Here is a 25,681-nt window from a genome sequence, read left to right on the forward strand (position 1 = left end):
GCAGGTTAGTTGAAGAAGGATTTGAATCCGAAGTTAAAGAATTACTATTTGTTATGCGATCTTCATAAATTTCCACTAAATAAGCCCCTCTCTAATTAGTGATTGTGTTGTTTTCATCTACAACTAAATGGAAGGATAATTATATAAAGATTTAAAAGGGGTAAAATATGCTTTTTCATATTATTGTTGGTTTTATACTTCCTTGGGTCCTAGGGGTTTATTTGTTTAGAAATCAGACAAGGCTTCTTATTACTTTTTTTCCTATTGGTGTGGCTGTAGCCACTTTAATAAATGATATTGGATTTAACTATTTTTGGGAGATGGATAAAAATTTTAAAGATTTATCGTTACCCTCAATTCCCTATAATCTAGGTCTTTATCCTATACTGTGCTGTTTATTTATTTGTAGCATTCATTATAAAAAAATGTCTACTCTAATTACTTTTTTAGTCTTTACCTTAGGTACAAGCTTTTTGGAAAGTTTAATTGTATTATTAGGTAAATTAGAATACCGGAATGAATGGAATATATATTGGTCTTCGGTCAGTTATCTGATGGCATATTTAATACTTTATGGTTATTACAAATTAGTCCGAAAATTGATTTTATTTAAATAAAAGGTCCTTTAATTCTACATAAAAGCATTATCCTACTTTAGAAAAAAATGCCCTTGTTGAACACTAACGGGTGCTTCACTTCATTAAGGAAGGTTGCTGAGGCAGCCTTTTTCTTATGGCACTAACGGGGCAGTCTAGTTGCATAAGGAACGTGATAGCTATAAAAAAGCAAACTCGCCAAAACTGCGGCGAGTTTGCTTTTTTATTTGAAAATAACGAAGTCAAATAAGTGACTTTTTTTATTCTACTTTTTATGTCTCCTTTTTAAAATTTTTCTAACGAAATAAATCTAAAAGATCGTTAATCATCATATGCAGAAGAATTAAAACTTCTTGACTTAGAGCATACTCTAAGTATTAAACTTTCCTTGTGTTTCAAACTAAATTAGAAGAAACGGTAATCAGTAATTAATGGAGGCAAATAAAATGACATATTCTGTTAGTGAATTTTCTGAAATCATTGGAGTAAGTGCACATACATTGAGGTTTTATGAAAGAGAAGGGCTAATTAAGGTTAATAGAGACGTTAACAACGTAAGAATATACTCTGATGAAAATAAAGCATGGATGGAATCTTTGCTCCACTTAAAAAACACGGGAATGTCTCTGAAAGATATGAAAAAATTTGCCATGTGGGGCCACCTTGGGGAAGAAACAATGGGAGATAGGTTAGACCTACTTAAAAATCATCGTAAAAAAGTAATGGAAGAATTGGAGAAACTTCATCATAGTTTAGAACATTTGGATAATAAAATACAGTTTTATGAAAATGAATTAGGTGACTGTTTCGAGCAAAAATAACTAGCCAGTTGTTCTTTGTTTTGCATATCTTTAATCTGCTTTAGAATACTACTTCTATTATCGTTTTATATTACTGGGAAAAATTAAAATAAAAAATGCTTGCCTTTGAGTGTACTCAAAGGAGTAAACTATTTTTTACAACATTAAGTATAAAAAGGATGTAATTATCCTTTTATAGATTGGTGCAAGAAATAACTAGAAAAATATTTCTAAATATGTATAAAGAGGTGATAAAAATGAACCCTAAATACACCAACTTATTGGCGTCTTTCACTTTTAAAAATGGCATTACCCTTAATAATAGAGTAGTTATGGCACCAATGACAACTTGGTCCAGTAATGATGATTACACCATTTCAGATGAAGAAGTAGAATATTATAAAAGAAGAGTTAATGGAGTAGGACTTGTTATATCCGGATGTACTCATGTGCAACCAAACGGTATTGGTTTCACTCATGAATTCGCAGCTTATGACGATAAATTCATTCCAAGTCTTCGGAAATTGGCTGATGCCGCCAAAAGCGGGGGAGCTCCTGCAATACTCCAAATTTTCCATGCAGGAAACAAAGCACTTCCTACTCTATCTCCAGATGGTGAAGTAGTAAGTTCCAGTGCTGTAGAGACTGAAGCAACTGCATTTGCTCCTTCCGTATTACCTAGAGAACTTTCACATGAAGAAATAATGGAAGTGATTTATGCATTTGGAGAAACAACAAGGCGAGCCATTGAAGCTGGATTTGATGGTGTTGAAATTCATGGCGCACACGGATTTTTACTTCAAAACTTCTTCTCTCCTTTCTTCAATAGACGTGAGGATGAATGGGGTGGAACTTTAGAAAATCGTTTACGTTTCCCATTGGCAGTCATTCAGGAAATGAAAAATGTGATTAAGAATCATGCGAAAAGCCCGTTTATTTTTGGTTACAGAATATCACCTGAAGAACAAGGTGGTTATGGAATGGAAGATACGTATGAATTAATTGACCGTCTGGTTGAACAGGATTTGGATTATATTCATGCTTCGCTTGATGATGTATCTTCAAAACCACGAGGTATTGAAGATGGAAAAACACAACTTGAATTAATTGTTGAACATGTAAACGGCAGAGTTCCTGTAATGGCCGCAGGCTCGATGGTAACTGCTGATGAAGTTGCATCTGCATTAGATAAGGGTCTATCTCTAGCAGCAGTTGGTCATACGTTAATCATGAATCCAGACTGGGTAGAAAAGGTTCAGAATGGAAAAGAAACTGAAATTAAGACAACCATTAAGACTTCACAAGTGGACGATCTTATGCTTCCAGAAAAACTTTGGGGCATAATTCAAGCTTCAGGTCCATGGTTTAATATCGAAGATTAAAATCGAAAAGAAAAGTTACTGTCTTTATTACGTATAGAAAGGAATTAATTATATGTCAAATATCCAAGATAAGGTTGTCATTATAACGGGTGCCTCTAGTGGGATTGGAGAAGCTACTGCTAGAGAACTTGCATCTAAAGGAGCGAAGCTGGTTCTGGCAGCTCGTCGACAAGAACGTTTAAAGAAATTACAAGAAGAAATTCATCAGAATGGCGGTCAAGTTATTTTTAAGGTGACTGACGTTGCTTCACATGAACAAATGGAAGAGTTAGCTGAATTTGCTCTTAAAGAGTTTGGGAAAATTGATGTAATAGTCAATAATGCTGGTGTAATGCCTCTATCACCTGTTCATCAGAAAAAAATCAATGAATGGAATACGATGATTGATGTGAACATAAAGGGTGTACTTTATGGTATTGCTGCTGTGCTTCCGTCAATGAGAGAAAGAAAAGAAGGGCATATTATTAACGTTTCCTCTATCGCTGGTCATTTAGTCTTCCCTGCGAGCTCAGTTTATAGCGGTACAAAGTTTGCTGTACGTGCTATCACTGAAGGTCTCCGTATAGAAGAGGCTAGCAACAATATTCGTACAACGATTATTTCGCCTGGAACTATTACTACTGAATTGCTTGAAACTATTTCAGATCCAGAATTGAAATCTGCCATTGTGGAAGATACTAAAATTGGAATCGAACCTGCAAGCATTGCTCGTGCCATTGGATTTGCAATCGAACAACCATCAGATGTAGCGATTAATGAGATGATTGTTCGTCCAACCATTCAAGAACTCTAAAAGAAACTTTTGTAATGAGGCAGCCCCACTTTTTTGGGGCTGCTTGTTTATTACCTTATACTTTGCAAATAATGAAAGGTTGAGAAAATGCTATATTCAGATACATTTGCAATAGGACTTATTCCCATTGTACGTGATTAGATAACATGCTTCCTCTGAACAATATACTTTTATTTGAACGTTTAATGTTTAAATGGAAATTAATTCATTAATAAAATTAAAAAATAGATTAAATTTTAAGTTTGTGAAGCATTGTACTTAAACTAACGGTTGCGTTAGTTCACTAAAAGAAAAAAGGAGAGTACATATTAGACATGGCTAATATGTACTCTCCTTTTATTTATTAAGGTTTTTTATAATTAGGTCTAGATAATTTTGAAAAACTAACAAACATTAAAGGACCGTCAATAGACCTGTTTTTTGTACGAAAGAAGGATGGCCACCAAGTTTCGACGAATATATTAATATACTTTTTGGAGGTGTTGGATATGGGGATTTGTTGTGGAGAGTGTCACGTTGAATTAAAGAGTGATGATTATGTCACATTGGACGAATTTAGCACGCTGAGGCACACATATTGCGGTTATGATCTTATTGCCGAGCTGATCAAAGACATCGGGACTTATCGAAATATCAAAACAAAGTATTGGTTTTCCCGTGAGCGTACTAAATGAAAATCGGTAAAATCTTGGAGTTAATTATAACTGATATACCAGCGAATATTGGCCAAAAGGGCTGATGTTCATCTTTCAGAAAAATCACTAAGCAAAGCTTTGAATAAAGCTGGTTATGAGTATAGAAATTCAGGCGAAAAAGGCTGGTATTTTGTTGGTGATGGTGACGAGGAAACGGTACAAGAGCAGCTTATTTATGACTTTGCAATAGCAGGAAAAACGGGTGCGTTAGTTGATTAAGGAACATAAAAATGTTCAATCTTTATTATAAAAGAAGAATCCAATTAAATAGTATAAGGGCATGTTTTGATTAATCTTTTTCAAAACATGCCCTTTCTATTTATTCATTTATCAAGGTTGCTTGTATTAAAAAAATACCCTCGTGTCGTTTTGAAATAAAGTTGCGACGTGTTAAAAAATAAAGAAAAGACACCCTAAGGTGCTTTTTCCCTCTCTAGAAGCCTCAACTCGAAAATAACGAACCGACAACCAAAGACAACGTTTGCTCGTAAACGGCATGTGCGGACTGCACATCACCAAAATGTCCGCACATGTAAAGATGGATAACACCGTGGAGCGACGCCCAGAAGATACGGACGACGGTTTCCGTGTCATACGGACCGGTAATCAGTCCCTGCTCTTGCGCATTACCAATTACCGTCAACAATTGCCGCATGGCTGTTACGGTGCCGTGTATGCTCTCCTCGTCTGGTTTGAAATCCGCGAAGGCTCCTCCGAACATCAGCTTGTAATAACCGGAGTATCGCTGTCCGAATTGCCAGAAGGTTTCACCTAAATTAAACAGCTGCTGCATCGGATCGTCAGCGCGCGGCGTTCTCTCGAATTCGTTGGCGAGAAGCTTGCAGCCGTCGAGATAAAGCTGCTGAGCCAGTCCATCTTTATTGACAAACAGGTTGTATATGATTTTGGTTGAGCAATTCATCTTCTGCGCAACTTTACGCACCGTCACAGCTTCAGGACCCTCATCGTACAAAATCGTTGCCGCAGCATCGACGACGAGCTTTCGAAGATTTTCAATATTTTTCAAGCGAGCCTCCTGATACGTTTCCAACTTTTTCGTATTTGCATCGAAGGAATTATTTTGGTCTGTCATCGCTATCACCCTCAATTAATACATTTTTAATAAGAAACAATGTTTCCAGCTCTTAACAGGAATTTTAATATAATTGTCGGAGCGTTGTCAATGTTGCAAGGATGCCAAAAACCAACGATTCAAAAAACGATGTTGACTTTCTTAAAAAGCTTAGTTACAATGATTTCAATTAGAAACAGTGTTACCGGAAGGTATCATAATTCTTGACTCTTAAGAGAGTCAGGAATTATTTTTAAGGGAAAAGTAACACTGTTTCCTAATTGTAAAAAAGTGGATAGGAGAGTTGCACAATGAACATAAAAGGAAATTGGGCGCTTGTCACGGGAGCTTCATCCGGCATCGGAGAGCAATTCGCCCGACAATTGGCCAAAGAGGGTGGCGACCTTGTACTCGTAGCCCGATCGAAAAACAAGCTGGAGAACCTGGCATCGGAGCTTAGAAAGAAATACGGCGTCAAGGTCGAGGTGATTCCTACCGATCTTGGCAAAGAGGGCGCGCCAGGCGAGTTATATCGGCAATGTCAACTTCTGAATTTAGAGATCGAATTGCTAGTCAACAACGCCGGCTTTGCCACGCACGGTTTGTTTGAACAAGTGTCAGGCGTGCGCCAGCATGAGGAAGTCATGCTCAATGTTGCCGCTGTTGTAGATATGACGCACTTGTTCTTGCCGGATATGTTGTGTAGAAACTCCGGGGCCGTTATCAATGTCGCATCGACCGCCGGATTTCAGCCCCTTCCCTATATGGCCGTATACGGAGCAACGAAAGCCTTCGTCTTGTCGTTTACCCAAGCCTTGTGGTGGGAAAACCGCAACAGTGGCGTCCAATTTTTCACGCTTTGTCCCGGAGCGACGGACACCGGCTTCTTCAACGTCGTAGGCGCGGAAGAAGCCGCCGTCGGTAAGAAAGACACACCGGAGCGGGTAGTGGAAGTTGCGCTTCGGGCATTGAAGGACGGGAAACTGTATGTCGTTCCGGGTACACAGAATTATATAGGTACGCAGATCGGACGATTCATGACGAGGAAACAGGGACTTCGTCTCGTTGGCGGCATGCTTCGTCCACGCGACGGCTCCGCCAGCAATAAGAAGTCGGCCGGTCCGTCCGATCTTGCAGGATGGATGATCGAGGAGGTGCACTGATGGCTAAATCGGCAAATATTTCCGCTAATGCTTCTGTCCATCAACCCATCCGGGAAAGTCATGGAAAGCTGGCACATTCAATTCGAGAAGGCAGAACAAACTTTAGATACACTGAAATTGATTAAAATATTTTATAAAAATTGAACTGGAATATTCTGAATAGTAATCTATTTTGATCAATCTTTTTTCAAAATAGATTCTTTTTATTTATCGTAAAATGTGGGTTTGCGAGATATCTTTGATTAAACTTTATTTAAAAGCTACACCTCGAAAGAGGGTGGAGTTTGATTGAATTACTAGTAGGATAAAGAGGTGGAAGTACATCGAGTAACCAATTGTACGAACGGGGCAGGATAGTTAGAGAGTGCTGTTTAACCTCTGTTCAACAATTGGGTCAGAAAATTGAGCAATAAAATAAGTTATTAGATTGTCTTTCAAACTCTATCACTCTTACAGCGATTTCATAAATTCTAACATTGTGTAATGAAACTTATGTTACTTTATTAATAGAGGTGACATTTATGAAAAACAAACCGATCTATGTGGAAATTCCAATTCAGGCAACTATAGACGAAGTATGGCGTATGACTCAAAAGCCTGAACTACATGAACAATGGGATTTGCGTTTTTCTTCTATTACCTATTTACCGAAAAAATCAGAAGATGATCCGCAATCCTTTTTATATGAAACGAAATTGGGATGTTGGGTAAAAGTCGCTGGCTGGGGTAAAAGTATCGGTACACATAATAAGAAGGATGGTTCAAAGACATCTTCTCTTCACTTTGGTACCGATCAAAAAATTTCGCCAATTTGTGAAGGTAAAGGATATTGGCAGTATATTCCGACAGATAACGGAACCACATTTCTCACCCAATATGACTATAATGTACGTTATGGTTTATTTGGACGGCTTTTAGACATCTTTTTTCGGCCAATCATGGGGTGGGCAACAGCTCTAAGCTTTGATGTGCTAAAACGCTGGATCGAAAAGGGGGAATCGCCACGATCACAGTATGTACGTTTCATTATTAACACTATAGTAACAATGCTCTTTTTCTTTGTTTGGCTTTATCATGGGCTAATACCAAAGATGATTGCCAAACATCCTGAGGAAGTATCGATGCTATCTAGTTTAACTTCCTTGGAGGGGACTGCTGCTGTAAAGGGTGTAGGGATAATAGGCGTTCTCGAGATTTTATTTGCAGTGGTATGGCTTCTTTATCGTAAGAAAAGACATTTACTTGTTCTGCAGATGATTGCTTTTCCAGTATTGACCATTAGTGCCTTGATCGCTAGTCCTTCATTCTCATTACACCCGTTTAACCCTATTACATTTAATGCTAGTCTGTGGGTTCTTTCCATTATTAGCTTCTTACTCGCAACTGATTTGCCATCGGCAACAAGTTGCAAGCGGACGAGAAAGGGTGAATCATAATGACAATCTACCAAGACCTCTTAGGTGAGGATTTTCAAAGACTTCATCCTAAGCTGCAAGAGCGTTATGCCCTACCAATTGATAAACCGTTTAATGGGGTCGGAATGATGTCAAAAATTGAAACGGGGGCTTTCTGGCTAAAACCCTTTTTTAAATTAGCAACACGCTGGAAATTTCTTTTTCCCGAAAACGGGAAGGATGTACCGTTTTCAATCAAAAATACCTGTAGACCATTGCCGACTGGTGAGGTAGAAATATATTGGGAGCGCACTTTTTATTTTGAAGAGATTACTCGGCATTTTAATGCGTTTATGACGGTTGATACAAAGCGTGGTGTTGTGAAGGATTATTTAGGGGAGCCGAGCTTATTTTATTCGGATTTGAAGTTTACGGTGACACCTGAAGGGCGCATAAACATTCGCTCTGGGCCTCAACGTATCGTTATAGGTAACCTAGAGTTTCCAATTCTTCGGTTATTAGAAGGAGTTGTGAACGTTGAGGAAGGGTACGATGATGCCCGAGAAGTATTTACGATTCAAGTCGATATACGAAACCGAATCGTAGGAAGGTTGATGGCTTATGAAGGCGAATTTAAGGAGCAGACTGTTTAGTTCAATCACCATTGCAGGTGTGTTCTTTTTCATAGCAAGCAGCATTTTGACATCTGAACCCTATTTGTTAATGCTGACAGCTGCACAGTTGATTTTCGTGCCACTTATGCTCCAGCTACTATTAGAAACAAAGAGGAAACATATTATTTTCAATTGGATTGCTATGCTCTCCATTTTTTTATTGCAAGTTATCCCATCAAGTACAGGACAGATGGTACTCGCTTTCATTTATATGATTTTAACCTTTTTTGTGGCATGTCATGGGCTAAAACGGTTTTTTCAGCGTGGTTTTACAAACTGGGCAGAAATATCGATTGATATCGGGATGATGTATTTATTTGTAGGCGGACTATGGTTCTTTGCTTATATTGCGGGAATTGATACAGGTTTTAGTCCACTAATCACTTGGTTAACAGCTATTCATTTTCATTACTCTGCCTTCTTATTGCCCATATCTCTTGGTTTTTTTGGACGCTTACACGATTCAACATGGTATCGATTAATTGTGCCAATTATTTTATCGGGTCCCATACTCGTCGCCATAGGCATTTCATTTTCGCCGTTACTGGAATTCATCTCTGTGTTGCTTTACATATTTGCCATTTACACCTTAATCGTACTTGCATACCGAACACGCTTCCTTTCACACTTGCAGACGATATTAATACGGCTATCATTCAGTGCACTAGGCATCACAATCTTATTTTCATTGCTTTATGCGACAAATAATTCGTTTGGACTTTGGTTTGTTAGTATTGATTTTATGCTGAAATTTCATGGCTTATTTAACTGTTTAATTTTTGGCATGTTAGGCGTACTCGGTTGGGTGCTTGTCCCTCCTAAAACGAAGCAGGATGTGTGGAATTTCCCAGTGAGCCGAATTCGAGGTGCGTTAAAAGGAGCAGGCAAGCAACACCCAGGACTAGTGGATGAACTAAGTGATTTTGTTGATATCAAAACTTTACCAAAAACAATCGTCCATTTTTATGAGAACACAGATCAGTATCGGTTATTTGCTTCTGTAAAATGGGCAACTTGGTTTATACCGTTTGCGGTGTGCTATAAATTGATAAGTAAAAAACTACAGCAGTTGAACCTGCCCATCTCAAGTAAACGTACTGAAATGACATATAAAATACGTGCTGTTGATCAAACGCTAGATGGGAGGGAAAATCCACGCGCATGGATTCGCCAGGTGAAGGAGAATACCGTATTTGTGGCCATTTATTCTCAGCATAAAACGGAAGGCAGGACGTATATGAATATAGCACTTCCTCTTCCTTATTCGTCAATGATTGGTATTTTACAGCTTGACGCTATCGATGGCTCTCTTATTCTTTCGAGCGAGGGAGAAAGTGACTCTGGTATTTATTTAGCAGCTGGCAAAGCGCTTTTCAAGCTTCCATTATCCGAGCACTTTTTAATTAATGAAACAATTGCGGGAATACTCACAGCCCATCACAAAATGCGAATCTTTGGCATGCCTTTCTTACATATTGATTACACCATAAATCAAAAATGATGGTGTTTAATGCTTATTTGGGGGATTTAAAGACCTGAGATTCAATAATTGGAGGATAATGGTTTTTCTAATTATTTATACAATCATTGATACGACTTATTCCATTATAGGGAGCGATTCTTTAATAGGGATCGCCCCTTGAGACCTAAGGGGTTTTACATATATTTTTTAAAAGTACACATTTTCAGACAAAGTACGTGAACTGACTCCCCAATTAAAACAGTTTATTTTATATACCCATCTATTTAGAGCGAATCTACAATAATTTTCTATTCGTCTTTGCATTTGCACAAAATCGGTTTTGACACCTCAAAACCTATCATATAAATACAATAAATTAAGTCGTTCCACCTTCTAAAAGTTTAACAGGCAGATATGTCTCTAACGGAAAATTGTTAAATTCACCTTCAATTTGTTTTAATAAAATATCAATTGCTGACTTGGCAATTAAATCAATTGGTTGTTGTATGGTTGTCAATTCTGGCAGTAAAACTTGAACTGCTTCTGTTCCATCATAACCGACAACTTTTAATTGCGATGGTATCTCTTTTCCGCGTTTTTTAGATTCAGCTATAACAGATGCCGCGATTAAATCATCACTTGCAAAGATCCCATCTACTTCTGGATGTTCATCAAAAAGCTTAGAGATTACTTCTTTATGACTTTGAAGAGGTGAAACTTCATATGTAATTGGAAGTCTACCCTGTTCCTTCATAACATCCTCATACGCTTTTCTTCTTAAGTTTGCTGGTGTTTGCAGCTCAATTGGTCCATTTATATGAACGATATACTGACAGCCTTTCAATATTAATAATTCTGTAGCTTCTTTCCCTCCGCTATAATTGTCAGAGCCAACAACAGGGATGTTTTTCGATAAGTAGTGGTCAATTGCCACGACAGAAAGATTCTGCTTCTCATAATTTAGTATACCTCGGTTATATGTCACAACGACTACTCCATCTACTTGATTACGTATGAGCATCTCTAAATATTTTTCTTCTTTATCTATGCGGTTTAAGCTGTTACAAAGTAACAATTTATAGCCTAATGAAGCACAGATACTTTCAATATGAAAGGTAAGTTCACCGTAAAATGGGTTACTTGAGTTTGGGATAATTAGTCCTATTAAATTAGTTCGTTTATTAAATAAAGAACGGGCTAAATCGTTTGGAAAATAATTAATCTCTTCCATCGCTTTATAAACTTTTTCTTTTGTTTTTTCACTTATGTAACCGCGGTTATTTAATACACGGGAAACTGTTGTTGATGAAACACCTGCTATTTTTGCCACATCGTGAATGCTAGGCTTCATTTCATGTCCTCCTACCTCATTAAGAAACATCCATTATTATTTAAAATGAAGTTTTCATGTTTTTGTCCATTGACTGGAAACTGAGACTTTTTGAGTTGGTTCACAGAGTTATTAAACATTGGCATCAATATTTTATAAAGAGCGAAGGTTATAAAAATGAAAATCCATAATTAACTGTTTAATAGCATATCATAAACTGTCACCTACTAGGAAAACCCTATAATAAAATAATTTCAGATTAGTCTGATCACGCACCTATTTTAGGGAAAAGCACTACTAGGTGCAAGAGTTAGAGACTTACATGAATTTAATGTCTGACTTTTCAAAAAAATGACTGTCAACCGGTTGACATATGTAACCGGTTGACATAAACTACTGTTGAAAGCGCTTTTATAAGTTTTTTAAAAGATATGAGGAGGGAGTGAAAGGTATGAAGAAATGGCTACTTGTAAGTATATCTTTATTACTGATGTTTGCTGCGGTGGGCTGCAGCAAAAGCGAAAGCGTAAATAGTGATGGTAAAAAGACGATTACGATGTGGGTGCACATATCTGATGAAAATGAAGAAGGAAAAGTGTATAAAAAACGGGTAGAAGCCTTCAATAAGAATTATGCTCCTGACAATATCAAAGCTAAAATTGAATTTATTCCACGTAGCGGAAATGGCGGTGGTTATGAAGACAAAGTAAACGCGGCCCTTACAACCAGCACGTTGCCGGATGTTATTACTTTGGATGGTCCCAATACAGCTGCTTACGCGAAATCTGGTGTCATTGCACCATTGGATGAGTATGTAAAAGATCAAGAGGATTTGCTGCCAAGTATTAAGCAACAAGGAACTTATAAAGACAAGCTGTATGCAATTGGTGTTAGTGAATCATCTGTTGGGATTTACTACAATAAAAGGATGTTACAAGAAGCGGGCGTCGATTTGAATACGCTGCCAACAGTTGATAATCCATGGACATGGGACCAATTCCTTGCTCTTTGTAAAACGTTGAAAGATAAATACGACAAACCAGCTATTGATATGCAATTACAGTCTAAAGACGAAATGTTGACGTATGCGCTAACTCCGTTTGTCTGGTCAGCTGATGGGGATATCATCTCGAAAGATGGAAAGAAGGCAGAAGGTGTCTTCAATAATAAACCTACTGTTGAAGCGTTGACATTTATTCAAACTATGTTGAAAGAAGGTTATACGACACGAACACCAGTCAAACAAGCGTTTGAAACGGAAAAATATCCAATGAAGTTTAGTGGAGTATGGACTGTAACTGATATGAAAACAAACTACCAAAAGGTAGATTATGGCGTTATCCCATATCCTGTATCACCAAAAACAAAGAAACTAGTTTCTCCTTCAGGTAGTTGGCAATTTGCGATGACACAAACGTCCGAAAATAAAGAATGGGCTGCAAAATTAGTCGATTGGATGACAAACAAAGATTCGAATGTGGAACTGAGCCGTACGATTGCAGCACTGCCAGTCCGATACTCTTCTGAAAAAGTGATGGCAAAAGAGTTCTCAGATCAAATGAATGTCTTCTTGAAACAATTGAAAGAAACAGGACACGCACGACCCGTTACACCGGCTTATCCGCAAGTAACGCGTGCTTTCCAACAAACAATCGATGACATCAGCTTCTATGATCAAAATAAAGATATCCAAAAAGTATTGGATACACATGCGAAAGAAATGCAATCAGCTATCGATAAGGCCAATTAGAAGGAGGAGCCATGAGTAAAATTGGATGGAAAGAAAATAGGAGTGTCTATACATTTCTGAGACCAGAGGAAAGAACCAAGAATAAAACTCGGTGGAAAGAAAATGTAGTAGCATATACGTTTTTGGGACCGGCGTTGTTACTTTTATCGATGTTCCTTGTTATTCCGTCTATTATGTCAGTCTATTATTCGTTTACGGATTACTATTTATTGACACCAGATATGCGTAAATTTGTCGGATTGGACAATTTCATCAATCTATTCCAAGACCCAATTTTTCTGAAAAGCTTGGTGAACACACTGGAATTTGTCGTTTGGGTGATTCCGTTACAGATAGGGGCAGCTCTTGGGCTTGCCCTCCTGTTAAATAAACAACGTAAAGCAAACACGTTTTTTAAAGTAGCTTACTTTAGTCCAGTTGTCATGTCACTTGTCGTTATCTCTGTTCTATGGTTGTATTTGTTGAATCCAAATGAAGGGATTATTAATAACGTACTCACATACTTCGGCATTTCAGCGCAACCGTTTTTGACAAGTCCCAAGCAGGCCATATTTACAATTGTTGTGGTTTCAGCTTGGCAAGGAGCTGGCTTTCAGATGCTGATTTTTCTAGCAGGACTGCAGAATATCCCCGGTGATGTTTATGAGGCGGCACAGTTAGACGGAATAAATAAATGGCAACGTTTCATGTACATTACGTTACCTTTGTTGAAACCAACTTCAATTTTTATATTTATTACCACATTAATTGGCGCATTCAAGCTGTTGGTTCAACCAATGGTTATGACGCAAGGCGGACCAGTGAATTCCACCATGACGGTTGTCTATTATATTTATCAAACTGGTTTTACGGACCGTATGGTTGGTTATGCCAGTTCAATTGCTCTCTTGTTTGGGACGATTATCGGATTGGTTACGATTACGCAGCGTAAACTGGTGAAGGAGGATGAAGATTGATGAGACGGAAATTCGGGCCTCTAACAATTTTAGAATACATATGCCTGGTTTTGCTCGCGGTGCTATTTATTTTTCCGCTGTTTTGGATGGTCGCATCCTCGATGAAACCAGAAGCGGAAATTTATAACGATATGAGTAACATTAAGGCTTTTCTGCCATCATTTCATCCATCAGACTGGTTTGTATCCTATAAGCAAGTTCTGTTACGGTTCCATTTACTAGGTTATATAGGCAACAGTTTGTTTTATGGTTTGTGTGTAGCAGTTGGTTCCATAATTATCAATGGGATGGCGGGCTATGCATTTGCTAAACTTAATTTTAGTGGAAAAAAAGTGCTGTTTGGACTTTTATTGGCTATTTTGATCGTGCCATTTGAAACCATCTTAATCTCTCAATTTACCATTATTCATAGCATTGGATTAGTGGATACACGTCTTGCGGTTATTTTGCCAGCGTTGGCAGGGGCATTCAATATCTATTTGTTCCGGAACTTTTTTATGGCTATTCCAAAGGAGATTATTGAATCGGCTAAATTGGATGGGGCAAATACATGGCAAGTGTTCTGGCGGATCATGCTGCCGATGTCCAAACCGGCCGTTGCCACTGTTGGGACATTGGCTTTTATCGGAAGTTGGAATGACTACATCTGGCCTCTGATGGTCTTGACAGACAAGTCGAAATTTCCAATCCAAGTAGCGATTACAGCAATTAATAGTACAGATCCGGTTTATACTAACCAAGTCATGGCTGTTCTGACGATATCCACCGTTCCATTGATTATTATCTATATTGTGGCTCAACGTTATATTTTAGAGGGGATTGGTGGTTCAGGTACAGGCATTAAATAGAGAGTGGATCATCATTAACAACCATGTATGGACTTAAATTCACATTTCTGATTCTTCTTTTTCATATCGTTAACTAGTGATTCATTTCTTTTCACATGTCTAGTAAAAGGAGCAATTAAATTGGAAGTTTCAAAAATTCTGTATTGGAAGTTAAGTGCGTATTTTTTCTTTTTCTTTTTTACTTGGTCTTCAAGTTACTCTTTATTTTCCATTTGGTTAGGACAAGAAATAAATTTAAGTGGGGCAGCTACAGGTATTATCTTTTCTGTAAACGCTATCTTCGCCTTATGTATGCAGCCACTATATGGTTATATATCTGACAAAATAGGTTTAAAGAAAAAAATATTATCTTTCATTAGTTTGCTACTCGTATTTGTAGGACCATTTTATATTTTCATCTATGGACCATTATTAAAACACAATGTCTTTTGGGGCGCGATTGTTGGAGGAATCTATTTAGCCGTAGCTTTTCTAGCTGGTATTGGAGCGATTGAATCATATATTGAGAAGATTAGCCGTAAATATGATTTCGAATATGGAAAATCGAGAATGTGGGGATCTCTAGGGTGGGCGGCAGCTACATTTTTTGCAGGACAGCTGTTTAATATCAATCCAAATATCAATTTCTGGGTTGCATCTGTTTCAGCGATCATATTAGTGGCCATTATTATGTCTGTGAAAATAGAAATGACGGATCAAGAGATGAATAGAGCCGATTCTATTAAATTAAGAGACGTTGGACAACTTTTTTTATTAAAAGATTTCTGGTTTTTCATGATGTACATTATTGGGGTGACATGCGTCTACAGTGTTTATGATCAGCAATTCCCTCTTTATTACGCCTCATTATTTCCGACTGAATCGTTAGGCAATCAAGTATTCGGATATCTAAACTCGTTCCAAGTATTTTTAGAGGCCGGAATGATGTTTCTTGCTCCGTTTATCGTAAATAAGTTTGGTGTAAAGAATAGTTTAATTCTAGCAGGATTTTTAATGGCCTTCCGAATCATCGGTTCTGGAATTGTTGTTGGACCAATCGGAATTTCTTCGATGAAATTAATTCATGCCCTTGAATTGCCTATTATGCTAATTGCTATTTTTAAATATTTAGCAGCGAATTTCGATACCCGTCTATCTTCTGTGCTTTATCTAGTTGGTTTCCAATTTGCATCTCAGGTTGGTGCATCCATTCTTTCACCACTTGCAGGTGGATTATATGACAGTGTAGGATTTCGTAATACCTATCTCATCATGGGAATCATGGTGTTTTGTTTTACCATTATTTCAATCTTTACATTAAAAGGTTCTAAAAAAAGAAAAGGCTTAAATGGCAATCTGGAAAGGTTACGAAAGATAATATAGGAGGATGTTACGATGTTAACAATTAATAGAATTAAACAGGCTGAAGAGGCACTGAAGAATGCCAAGAAAAAAATAAATGATCGTTATCGATTAGGTTACCATATCATGGCTCCAGCTAACTGGATGAATGACCCGAACGGTTTCGTGCAGTATAAAGGGGAATATCATGCATTTTATCAATGCCATCCATATGATGCAAATTGGGGACCTATGCATTGGGGCCATGTAAAAAGTAAAGATCTCGTTCATTGGGAGCATTTTCCTGTTGCTTTAGCTCCCGGGGATGCTTGTGATACAGATGGATGTTTCTCAGGAAGTGCCGTTGATAATGATGGTGAACTAACCCTGATCTATACAGGACATCACTATACAGACAAGGAAAAAGACCATTTCTATCAAAATCAAAATATTGCGGTCAGTACGGATGGAATATCATTTGAGAAGGTTGGGGAAAATCCGGTTATTGCTAAACCACCAGTAGATAGTGCACATCACTTCCGTGATCCAAAGGTGTGGAGGCACAATGATACCTGGTACATGGTTTTAGGAAATTCGACGAAGGATAATGTCGGAAGAGTTATTTTATACCGTTCTTCAGATCTACTGAATTGGGAATACATTGGCGTTCTTGCACAAAGTGATGGATCCCTTGGATATATGTGGGAATGCCCGGACTTCTTTGAATTAGATGGAAAATATATTTTAATGATCTCTCCTCAAGGTATTAAATCAAATGGAGATTTATATAATAATCTATTCCAAACAGGTTATTTGGTTGGAGATTATAATTACGAAACAAACGAGTTTGTTCATGGATCATTTACTGAACTGGATAATGGACATGATTTTTATGCAGTTCAAACACTGTTAGATGATAAGGGGCGTCGAATTGCGATTGGTTGGATGGATATGTGGGAGTCAAACATGCCAACTAAAGCAGATGGATGGTGTGGAGCCTTAACATTACCACGCGAAATAACGTTAGGGGATCATAACAAGATTTTAATGAATCCTGTTGAGGAATTAATCTTATTACGGGATTCTGAACACATTGAGTGTACAAATCAATCCATTTCTGAAAGCTATTTGATAGAAACGAAAGAGGATTTACTTGAAGTGAAGGCAATGTTTGATTTAATTAATTGTAGCGCTCAATCTGTAGGTCTAAAGATTCGTGGAGTTAACCAAGAAGAAACAGTATTAACGTATCACTTAGATAAACAACAACTAACACTTGATTGCTCCAAGTCAGGAAAAGTGGAAGATGGTGTTAGAAGCACAATGCTTGAGACAAATAAAGAGCTTTCCCTGCGTGTATTTATTGATCGATCTTCCATTGAAATCTTTGCGAACGATGGACAAACGACCATGACAAGTCGAATCTATCCGAATGAAGATAGACTAGGAATTGAGTTATTTGCTGAGAAGGGTGATGTACAAGTCAAGGAATTAACCTATTGGAACCTGCAAGATATCTGGAAATAAAATAACAAGGAACAAGTGTCTACACACTTGTTCCTTGTTTAGGGGTGAAAACATTGAAAAAGGTTTTTTGTATTGGTGAGACATTAATCGATTTTATTCCGATTCAAAAAGAAAAATCTTTAAAAGAGGTTACTGGTTTTGAACGTGTTGCCGGTGGAGCTCCTATGAACGTTGCGATTGCAATTGCAAAATACGGTGGGGATTCCGTCATGCTGACCAAGATAGCTAATGATAATTTTGGTGATTATTTAGAGGGCGTGCTTCGAGGAAATGATGTAGACACTTCCTATATTATTCGAAGTGATGAAGGTGAAACTGGATTAGCATTTGTATCTGTAGATAATTTCGGAGAAAGAAGTTTTAATTTTTACCGAAAGAATGCAGCTGATTTATTACTTTCACCAGATGAGGTGAAGTCAGAGTGGTTTAATCAAGGAGATCTTCTTCACTTTTGCTCAGTGGATTTAGTTGAAAGTCCAATGAAACAAACCCATATAAAAGTGATAGACAGATTTAATAAAATAGGTGGAATTGTAAGTTTTGACCCTAATGTCCGGCTTCCTTTATGGCCAGATGAAGAAAGCTGTCGGAGTACCATACTAAATTTCTTGCCTCTAGCGGATATTGTAAAAGTATCTGATGAAGAATTATATTTTATAACAAATATTCATACGGAAAAAGAAGCGATTGAATCCCTTTTTGTCGGTAACGTGAAAGTAGTCGTATATACAAAAGGAAGCGATGGCGCAAATATTTATTTGAAAAATGGAGAGGTATATGAAGACAAAGGATTTAAAGTAATTGTTTCGGATACAACAGGGGCAGGTGATGCATTTATCGGAGGTTTCTTATCCGAACTAGTGTCACTTGAAGTAACTAATGAAAATCTATGTGAAAGAGTGAGTGAAAATCATCAACGATTACTTACTTTTGCAAATGCAAGTGGAGCACTGACTGCTTCCGTAAAAGGGGCTATTCAGGAAGCACCCGGAAAACGCCATGTATTAAATTTTATTTCCACTCAACGGGAAACAACAAAGAGGGGGTAGAAAGAAATTTTGTAAAAAGTTTTAAAATCCCTTACTGTGTTCATTATTTATAAGGACAAGGTTTGGTTCGTCCCAGTGTGATTATTGGAACTTTATGGAAGTTTCGGGAAATCGAGTGGACCTAAAAAAGTAACTATCTGTGAGCATTATGAGATTGATGCATTAGCAGGTGTGGCCTCGTTTGTAGCGATCATTAACCCGCATTCCATCATTTTTTGTAACGATGAAGTTGATAAAGGAATATTAGACAAAATTGCTATAGGTAGCTCAAAATATCTTCCGTCAGAACATCTTCAATGTGTGGATTGTTTATATGGATTACAAAGTCTTGGAACTGATCTATGATGAATGGAACAAGCAAGTAAAATAAATTGGAAAGTGCAATTTAGTACCAAATAATTAAAGGCGAGGTTTGAATATGACAACATTCCTTTTAGTCATCATTTATTTGGCTTTTATTAGCTTAGGCTTACCTGATTCATTGTTGGGGGTAGCGTGGCCTGTGATGCAATTGGACTATGGAGCCCCGCTTGAGACTGCTGGATTACTTTTTATGACGATAGCTGGTGGTACAATTATTTCCAGTTTAGCTAGCGGAATGGTACTTAAACGGTTTGGAACTGGCAATGTCACATTTGTCAGTTGCTTACTGACTGCTGGTGCTTTGTTGGGATTTCATTTTGCTCCATCGCTTGTTTGGTTAATTGTATGTGCCATACCACTTGGATTAGGTGCAGGATCTGTTGATGCAGGATTAAACGATTATGTTGCTACACAGTATAAGGCACACCATATGAGTTGGTTACATTGTTTTTGGGGAGTCGGAGCTACTTTTGGTCCTATCATTATGGCTCAGTTTATCTCAGAACAAAATTCTTGGAGAAATGGATATCTTGTAATCTCTGGAATTCAGTTCACGTTAACTGTAATCCTTCTCTTCACTTTGCCCTTATGGAATAGAGTGAAAAAGAAAAGCAATATATCAATAAATGAAGAGCAGGAAGATTCAAAAGGTGTATTTTATAATGAAGATGCTAAACATGTAAAACCTTTACAAATTAAAGGAGTTAAACTGTCTCTGATCTCCTTCTTGTTTTATTGTGGGGTTGAATCAACAGTGGGTCTTTGGGGAAGTAGCTTTCTGGTAAATGTCAAGGAGTTACCCGTATCGGTTGCTGCACAATGGGTTTCCTTATATTACGCAGGGATAACAATGGGTAGATTTATTACAGGCTTCATTACCTTTAAAATGAGTAACCGTACTCTCATTCGGATGGGGCAAATAATAGCATTAGCTGGTGCCACGCTTCTATTCCTACCATTGCCTTCCACTTTTTCGCTTGTAGGTTTTATTATGGTTGGACTAGGATTAGCACCGATATTTCCGTGTATGTTGCATGAAACTCCAACACGTTTTGGGAAGAAGCATTCCCAGACAATTATGGGTTATCAAATGGCTGTTGCTTATACAGGTAGTACTTTCATACCACCTCTTCTTGGCTTCATTGCATCTCATTCAACAATAGGAATCTTTCCATTTTGTATTGCTGTTTTTGTTGCAGCAATGCTCCTAAGTTCAGAAAAATTAAATACCTTACTGACAAAGAATGATTTATTAACGAGGAAAGATAAAAGTTCAAAAGCATTTTAAGCATCCTCGAAATCAATCACCTTACATCGATTACCACCGAAGTAGTAGAAGCTGCACGAAATAGCTTAGTGCTTGGAAGTATATAATAAAGAAACCCAGCTATTCTACTCATGTGAAGATAGCTAGGTTTTTAAAGAGGATAATGGACTTGATTTAGGTTTATTAATGGAATTATTATTCACTAACACGATATCGGCCTTTTTGCAGTTGATTTTTAATCTCATGTGCTGTTTTCTTGGTATTTATAAATATGGATTTGTCTTTTATCTCATATTACCGTTGGATTATCTTTGGCTCTACCTTTATTTTTGTTTTTTTGACATTCCTATATTAATAGAAAGATGGAGTATGAATTAGAAACTAAACATGTTACATCTAAGATAAGTAAAAAGTTTATTCAAGTATTTAGTGCGATTCTGTATTGCGTTAGCTGATGATTGAAGCAGTCTTTAATGCTGCATTTTTTATGCAACTATCGGGGCAGTAAGTTGAAAAAAAGACGCGATTTTGCTGGTGGTTACCCCTAATCCACATGAGGTCCGTGGCTCTTTAAACAAACATTCTGCCGCCGTACGAGCATATCGCCAGGCTCGCCTGCTCACTACCCTATTTTTAGTCCGCCCATTCAACATCGGTCGTGAACACAATTGTTAACCATCGATCAGTACTTTCCTCGCCGATGGCATTACCGATTTCATCACGGATTGCGTCCCACTCTTCAAGGCATTTAGCCGGCCACCCGCCAGGCACAATAAAGTATAGTTCAATTTGTTTTCCCCGGCCAACCTTTGCGACGTAAGCTCGGTAAGAAACGAAGCCGTAGCGCTTCACAAAGTCCTGTGCGACCTCGTCCACATGATGCTTGAGTGATTGAGGGGTGATCAGCAGGACATCCGCCAAGGCCCGCTTTACCGTTGAAATCGGCAGCGGAATAATTACCAAACAGATCAGTACAAGTACTGCAGGATCAATATAGGGTGTAAGCCATTCCAAATTCGTTCCTTCAAAAGCGTATCCGATGCAAAATGCGATCAAGAGCGCAGCGGTTATGCCACCGGTCATCATCCAGGCCTTAGCGTCAAGGGCAACAAAATCCGAGCTAAGTGTCTTGTTTAAGCGTGTTTCGAAAATCGCCATGGAACAGCATGCGATCATCGTCACAACGGCATAGACGATGGCGAACCCGAACTCGAGATTGCGGCCGCCCGTCATAAGACTACCAATTGCATTAATCAACGCGTAAACGGCCGCCCCCATGAGCATGACACCGTTGAGACCAAGGACAATTGGCTCCAAGTGCCAAAATCCCATTGTGAAGCGTTCACTCAATTTACCATTCTGCCTATTTGGTGCAGTGGACGAGGTAATCAACTTTGAGACAATGAGCGCCAAGACGCTCATGATTGCATCGGTCAGAGAATAGAACCCATCAAAGGTGATAGAGAACGAACCTGATAGCAGGCCGAAAATGATCCCAAAGCAAGCAACGAAGATGGTAACGCCAATGGAGACTCGAAGTATTCTTTGTTCGGTATTCAATTTTTTTCCCCCTAGGATTGCAGCCAGAATAGCCGTAGTAGCGTTTCCTCTACTGGACGCCTACTTAAAGTGAAAACATCACCATTATCTGCTCTTTAATATAATCTCCCAACCTTTCAAGTATCATTTTTGTCTTAAGGTTCAGAGTTTATACACCCTAAAACTTTCGTGTTCTTGACTGGTTTTTGGTTTATAAAAATCGATTAGTCTAATTTCCCTCGAACAGAGATAACTTAAAACTACTTTAAATATGATAAACGATGTGCAACCATTGATTTAACAGTGATTGCCAATTTGTCATACACAAATTATTACATAAGTGGACATAGAGTGGAAGAGTTGGTTGACTAAAAGGTACATGGTATGCAAAAAGTTCCTTGGAGCATTGAATTAGCTGAGCCTATGAAACTAAAAGACGAATTAATAAAAGGAGTTAAGGTATCATGAATGGAGTTTGATTTAACTCAAACTCCAGTTAAGGATCGTCAAGATTGCAATCTTGAAGTTGGCAATGAAATTAAAATACATTTAACTAAAACTAAGTAGTCGCGTGTGTCCTTAATTCTTTAGTAAAAAGCTTCATATTACTAACTGTTCAAATTAGCGGTGCTCTACATTAATAACAGAGGTTGCATATGCAGCCTTTTTCTTTTCATATGGCAATAACGGGGCAGGTTAGAACAAGAGATTGAATCATTGTGAATAACTATGTGGGAGTGGATGCAAAGAGTATATTCTGAGTATCAGGTTACATTTACCTGGGCAATTTTGACGATAATGCTGAAGCGATCGGTGTATTCTGCATTGTTATGAATGCTAAATTGGATTAATGCTGTGGTACAAGAGAGATTTTTCTTTTTATTTGCTATCGTTATCGGTTGGAAGGCTATGTTAATTTTTCTATTCTCCTATGTACAACGTACCTTTTAATCGGAATAAGAGGTGACAGGCATGGGGCCATCAGAAAGTAGAATGACCATATAGATAATTAATGGCGTTGTTCTGTATACTGCTGGCGGTACATCATGTAGGATATTTACCTGACGTCACCCTTAAATAAAAATAGAAATACTTTGTGTAAGTTTTTGAGAGGATAAAATAGAATGTACACCACCTTGTTAAGGAAAAGTGGTGTTTTTTTTTTGTAATAGGGGGTTAATCTCTGTCTTGTTTAGTTCAGTTCAATAGTGGATTAAAAGTACACGTTTATGAACGGGGATTTTTATAATGAAAAAGGTTTTATTTCAACGTTCGCTAAAGTCAAATACTTCTAAAACGTTCGACTTTGATTATATTGGCGAAAATCCGGTTGAATTCAAAAAGCTTGCATTATTTATTATTATTATTATAAAATACTTGTATACAAGTGTACTTGAACTCTATAAGAAGGTGAATTTATGGCTGAATCAAAGGGATTTCTTTATCCTGTAAAATGGCTTTCAAAAGCTTCAGCTGGCGATCGCGTTACATCCGAGCTTAGAATGCGTATTATTTCGGGGATGATTGAAAGCGGTGCCATCCTTTCTGAAAATAAATTAGCTGCTGATTTCGGTGTAAGCCGCTCACCCGTTCGTGAAGCGTTAAAAATACTGGCCTCTGAAAATATCATCCGATTAGAAAGAATGGGTGCGGTTGTCATTGGTTTAACAGAAAAAAAGTATGCAGAAATTTATGATGTACGTATTCTCATCGAAACGTTTGTATTTGAACGTCTAGTGAGGATGAACACGAATGAATTAGTAATGGAACTTAGTAAAATATTGGAAATGATGAAAGTGTCCATAAAATACCTGGATGCGGATGAGTTTTCCTATCAGGATGTTCTATTCCACGAAACGATCATTCGCTCCATCGATCATTCCTACATCCTGATGATCTGGGATAATTTAAAACCTGTAATGGAAAGTTTGATTCTTCTATCCATGCGTAGCCGTTTTAAAGAAAAGTATGAAGACTTTACACGGATCATAAATAATCATCAGCTTTATATTGATGCGATCAAAACAAAAGATCGAGACATCATGATTAAGTCGTTACATGAAAACTTTGATGATGTTCAAGGAAAAGTTGAAGACTTATGGATGGCTCAACAGATGCTTTCAAAAGGAGTCGAACAAGAAAATGACTAGCTATATGTTAGGAGTAGACATCGGTACAACAAGTACAAAAGCTGTATTATTCACGAAAAAAGGCGATGTCATCCAGCAAGAGAATATTGGCTATCCTCTTTACACACCGGATATGACAACGGCGGAACAAGACCCTGAGGAGATTTTCCAGGCTGTTCTGAAAGCCTTTTCAAATATAACGAAGCAGCATCCAGATAAAAAACCATCATTTATTTCATTTAGCAGTGCGATGCATAGTGTTATAGCTATGGATGAAAACGACCAGCCGCTAACCGCTTGCATCACTTGGGCAGATAATCGCAGTGAAGCTTGGGCCCATAAAATAAAGGATGAATTAGATGGGCATGAAGTTTACAAGCGAACCGGAACACCGATTCACCCGATGTCACCATTATCCAAGATTACCTGGATCGAGAATGATCACCCGGAGATCGCAACCAATGTTAAAAAGTATATCGGGATTAAAGAATATATCTTTAAAAAGTTGTTTGATCAATACGTTGTCGATTATTCCCTTGCTTCATCCATGGGCATGTTGAATCTCAAAAACTTGGATTGGGATGAGGAAGCCCTAAGAATTGCTGGAGTAACGCGTGATCAATTATCTGAACTCGTACCAACAACAAAGACCTTTAACAACTGTGACGCGGATTTAGCCAAACAGATCGGGATTGACCCAAAAACGCCATTTGTCATTGGGGCAAGTGATGGTGTCCTTTCAAATCTAGGTGTAAACGCTATCCGGAAAGGTGAAATCGCTGTCACGATCGGGACAAGCGGTGCGATTCGGACAATTATTGACGAACCGAAAACAGACGAAAAAGGAAGAATCTTTTGCTATGCCTTAACGGAAAAGCATTGGGTGATTGGCGGGCCGGTAAACAATGGGGGGATGGTCCTTCGCTGGATTCGCGATGAATTTGCTTCTTCCGAGGTGGAAACAGCTAAAAGACTCGGAATCGATGCTTATGAAGTATTGACCAAGATTGCCGAACGGGTAAGACCGGGCGCTGATGGATTGTTATTCCATCCATATCTTGCAGGTGAACGTGCACCATTATGGAATCCGGACGTAAGGGGATCATTTTTCGGATTAACGCTGTCGCATAAGAAAGAACATATGATTCGAGCGGCTCTAGAGGGAGTCATTTACAATTTATACACCGTATTTTTGGCCTTAACCGAATGCATGGACGGTCCCGTGACCCGAATTCAAGCTACGGGAGGATTCGCAAGGTCGGCTGTTTGGCGGCAAATGATGTCCGATATCTTCGAATCGGAAGTCGTGGTTCCAGAAAGCTACGAAAGTTCGTGCCTGGGTGCTTGTATATTAGGGTTATATGCAACTGGGGAAATTGATTCCTTCGAAGTGGTTTCTGAAATGATAGGCAATACCCACAAGCACACACCGAAAGCTGATTCTGTAAATGAATACAGGCAGCTGCTGCCGATTTTCATTAACCTATCAAGGGTATTGGAAAACGAATATACACAGATTGCAAATTATCAAAGAAACTTAATAAATGCTGCAAAGTAAAGACATGGGGGGAT

The 25,681-nt window shown here is 38.1% G+C and carries 24 protein-coding genes; 21 read left to right on the forward strand and 3 right to left on the reverse strand.

Annotated features, from left to right (window positions below; genetic code table 11):
- Positions 1–167 precede the first annotated feature (167 nt).
- The 6 genes from ACJ9PY_RS01845 (at position 168) to ACJ9PY_RS01870 (ending at position 4,485) form a co-directional block, all read left to right on the forward strand.
- Positions 168–617, forward strand: coding sequence for a CBO0543 family protein (locus ACJ9PY_RS01845; RefSeq protein WP_411739390.1), 450 nt, complete (start codon positions 168–170; stop codon positions 615–617).
- A 425-nt stretch (positions 618–1,042) separates the two neighbouring features.
- Complete coding sequence (locus tag ACJ9PY_RS01850; RefSeq protein WP_411739391.1) at positions 1,043–1,417, forward strand: MerR family transcriptional regulator; 375 nt, start codon at positions 1,043–1,045, stop codon at positions 1,415–1,417.
- 236 nt (positions 1,418–1,653) lie between these two features.
- A complete protein-coding gene (locus ACJ9PY_RS01855; RefSeq protein ID WP_411739392.1) occupies positions 1,654–2,778 on the forward strand; it encodes an NADH-dependent flavin oxidoreductase in 1,125 nt (374 codons plus the stop codon).
- 52 nt (positions 2,779–2,830) lie between these two features.
- Complete coding sequence (locus tag ACJ9PY_RS01860; protein WP_411739393.1) at positions 2,831–3,571, forward strand: SDR family oxidoreductase; 741 nt, start codon at positions 2,831–2,833, stop codon at positions 3,569–3,571.
- 488 nt (positions 3,572–4,059) lie between these two features.
- Positions 4,060–4,245 carry a hypothetical protein gene (locus ACJ9PY_RS01865; RefSeq protein ID WP_034306238.1) on the forward strand — a complete coding sequence of 62 codons (186 nt, stop codon included), beginning with the start codon at positions 4,060–4,062 and terminating at the stop codon, positions 4,243–4,245.
- 48 nt (positions 4,246–4,293) lie between these two features.
- Positions 4,294–4,485, forward strand: a complete 192-nt coding sequence (locus tag ACJ9PY_RS01870) for a hypothetical protein (protein WP_106028052.1) — start codon at positions 4,294–4,296, stop codon at positions 4,483–4,485.
- A 223-nt stretch (positions 4,486–4,708) separates the two neighbouring features.
- Here the strand turns inward: ACJ9PY_RS01870 and ACJ9PY_RS01875 are convergent, their stop codons facing one another.
- Positions 4,709–5,359 (reverse strand): TetR/AcrR family transcriptional regulator, encoded by a 651-nt coding sequence (locus tag ACJ9PY_RS01875; RefSeq protein ID WP_095394956.1) that lies wholly within the window; start codon positions 5,357–5,359, stop codon positions 4,709–4,711.
- A 290-nt stretch (positions 5,360–5,649) separates the two neighbouring features.
- Between ACJ9PY_RS01875 and ACJ9PY_RS01880 the strand changes: the two genes are divergently transcribed.
- The 5 genes from ACJ9PY_RS01880 (at position 5,650) to ACJ9PY_RS01900 (ending at position 10,070) form a co-directional block, all read left to right on the forward strand.
- The gene (locus tag ACJ9PY_RS01880; RefSeq protein WP_268564974.1) at positions 5,650–6,501 is read left to right on the forward strand and encodes an SDR family NAD(P)-dependent oxidoreductase; all 852 of its coding nucleotides are present in this window, start codon (positions 5,650–5,652) and stop codon (positions 6,499–6,501) included.
- Positions 6,501–6,626 carry a hypothetical protein gene (locus ACJ9PY_RS01885; RefSeq protein WP_268564973.1) on the forward strand — a complete coding sequence of 42 codons (126 nt, stop codon included), beginning with the start codon at positions 6,501–6,503 and terminating at the stop codon, positions 6,624–6,626. Before ACJ9PY_RS01880 ends, ACJ9PY_RS01885 begins: the two co-directional genes overlap by 1 nt.
- Before the next feature lie 396 nt (positions 6,627–7,022).
- Entirely contained in the window at positions 7,023–7,937 is a 915-nt protein-coding gene (locus ACJ9PY_RS01890; protein ID WP_063574437.1) for a DoxX-like family protein, read from the forward strand.
- Positions 7,937–8,548 carry a DUF4166 domain-containing protein gene (locus ACJ9PY_RS01895; protein WP_411739394.1) on the forward strand — a complete coding sequence of 204 codons (612 nt, stop codon included), beginning with the start codon at positions 7,937–7,939 and terminating at the stop codon, positions 8,546–8,548. The genes ACJ9PY_RS01890 and ACJ9PY_RS01895 overlap by 1 nt, the downstream gene beginning before the upstream one ends.
- The gene (locus ACJ9PY_RS01900) at positions 8,517–10,070 is read left to right on the forward strand and encodes a YndJ family protein (RefSeq protein WP_411739395.1); all 1,554 of its coding nucleotides are present in this window, start codon (positions 8,517–8,519) and stop codon (positions 10,068–10,070) included. The genes ACJ9PY_RS01895 and ACJ9PY_RS01900 overlap by 32 nt, the downstream gene beginning before the upstream one ends.
- 337 nt (positions 10,071–10,407) lie before the next feature.
- Here the strand turns inward: ACJ9PY_RS01900 and ACJ9PY_RS01905 are convergent, their stop codons facing one another.
- Positions 10,408–11,382, reverse strand: a complete 975-nt coding sequence (locus tag ACJ9PY_RS01905; RefSeq protein ID WP_411739396.1) for a LacI family DNA-binding transcriptional regulator — start codon at positions 11,380–11,382, stop codon at positions 10,408–10,410.
- 430 nt (positions 11,383–11,812) lie between these two features.
- Between ACJ9PY_RS01905 and ACJ9PY_RS01910 the strand changes: the two genes are divergently transcribed.
- The 7 genes from ACJ9PY_RS01910 to ACJ9PY_RS01940 all read left to right on the forward strand — a co-directional run bounded on the left by ACJ9PY_RS01910 (position 11,813) and on the right by ACJ9PY_RS01940 (position 20,462).
- Positions 11,813–13,111 (forward strand): ABC transporter substrate-binding protein, encoded by a 1,299-nt coding sequence (locus ACJ9PY_RS01910; protein ID WP_411739397.1) that lies wholly within the window; start codon positions 11,813–11,815, stop codon positions 13,109–13,111.
- Between the two features lie 11 nt (positions 13,112–13,122).
- Positions 13,123–14,067, forward strand: a complete 945-nt coding sequence (locus tag ACJ9PY_RS01915; RefSeq protein ID WP_034306219.1) for a carbohydrate ABC transporter permease — start codon at positions 13,123–13,125, stop codon at positions 14,065–14,067.
- Positions 14,067–14,915 carry a carbohydrate ABC transporter permease gene (locus ACJ9PY_RS01920; protein WP_034306216.1) on the forward strand — a complete coding sequence of 283 codons (849 nt, stop codon included), beginning with the start codon at positions 14,067–14,069 and terminating at the stop codon, positions 14,913–14,915. The genes ACJ9PY_RS01915 and ACJ9PY_RS01920 overlap by 1 nt, the downstream gene beginning before the upstream one ends.
- Before the next feature lie 120 nt (positions 14,916–15,035).
- A complete protein-coding gene (locus ACJ9PY_RS01925) occupies positions 15,036–16,277 on the forward strand; it encodes an MFS transporter (protein WP_034306214.1) in 1,242 nt (413 codons plus the stop codon).
- 21 nt (positions 16,278–16,298) lie between these two features.
- Positions 16,299–17,762 (forward strand): glycoside hydrolase family 32 protein, encoded by a 1,464-nt coding sequence (locus ACJ9PY_RS01930; RefSeq protein ID WP_411740222.1) that lies wholly within the window; start codon positions 16,299–16,301, stop codon positions 17,760–17,762.
- A gap of 53 nt (positions 17,763–17,815) precedes the next feature.
- Positions 17,816–18,811, forward strand: a complete 996-nt coding sequence (locus tag ACJ9PY_RS01935) for a carbohydrate kinase family protein (protein ID WP_411739398.1) — start codon at positions 17,816–17,818, stop codon at positions 18,809–18,811.
- Between the two features lie 418 nt (positions 18,812–19,229).
- The gene (locus ACJ9PY_RS01940; protein WP_411739399.1) at positions 19,230–20,462 is read left to right on the forward strand and encodes an MFS transporter; all 1,233 of its coding nucleotides are present in this window, start codon (positions 19,230–19,232) and stop codon (positions 20,460–20,462) included.
- A gap of 612 nt (positions 20,463–21,074) precedes the next feature.
- Here ACJ9PY_RS01940 and ACJ9PY_RS01945 read toward each other — a convergent pair.
- Entirely contained in the window at positions 21,075–22,001 is a 927-nt protein-coding gene (locus ACJ9PY_RS01945; protein WP_411739400.1) for a cation diffusion facilitator family transporter, read from the reverse strand.
- Positions 22,002–23,228: 1,227 nt separating this feature from the next.
- Between ACJ9PY_RS01945 and ACJ9PY_RS01950 the strand changes: the two genes are divergently transcribed.
- The 3 genes from ACJ9PY_RS01950 to gntK are packed head-to-tail and all read left to right on the forward strand — an operon-like array spanning position 23,229 to position 25,667.
- A complete protein-coding gene (locus tag ACJ9PY_RS01950) occupies positions 23,229–23,432 on the forward strand; it encodes a hypothetical protein (protein ID WP_411739401.1) in 204 nt (67 codons plus the stop codon).
- The gene (locus ACJ9PY_RS01955; protein ID WP_095392585.1) at positions 23,399–24,130 is read left to right on the forward strand and encodes a GntR family transcriptional regulator; all 732 of its coding nucleotides are present in this window, start codon (positions 23,399–23,401) and stop codon (positions 24,128–24,130) included. Before ACJ9PY_RS01950 ends, ACJ9PY_RS01955 begins: the two co-directional genes overlap by 34 nt.
- Complete coding sequence (gene gntK, locus ACJ9PY_RS01960; RefSeq protein WP_411739402.1) at positions 24,123–25,667, forward strand: gluconokinase; 1,545 nt, start codon at positions 24,123–24,125, stop codon at positions 25,665–25,667. Before ACJ9PY_RS01955 ends, gntK begins: the two co-directional genes overlap by 8 nt.
- The last annotated feature ends 14 nt before the right edge of the window (positions 25,668–25,681 follow it).

The organism is Peribacillus sp. S4 (genome assembly GCF_046715815.1).
Taxonomy (GTDB): Bacteria; Bacillota; Bacilli; order Bacillales; family DSM-1321; genus Peribacillus; species Peribacillus frigoritolerans.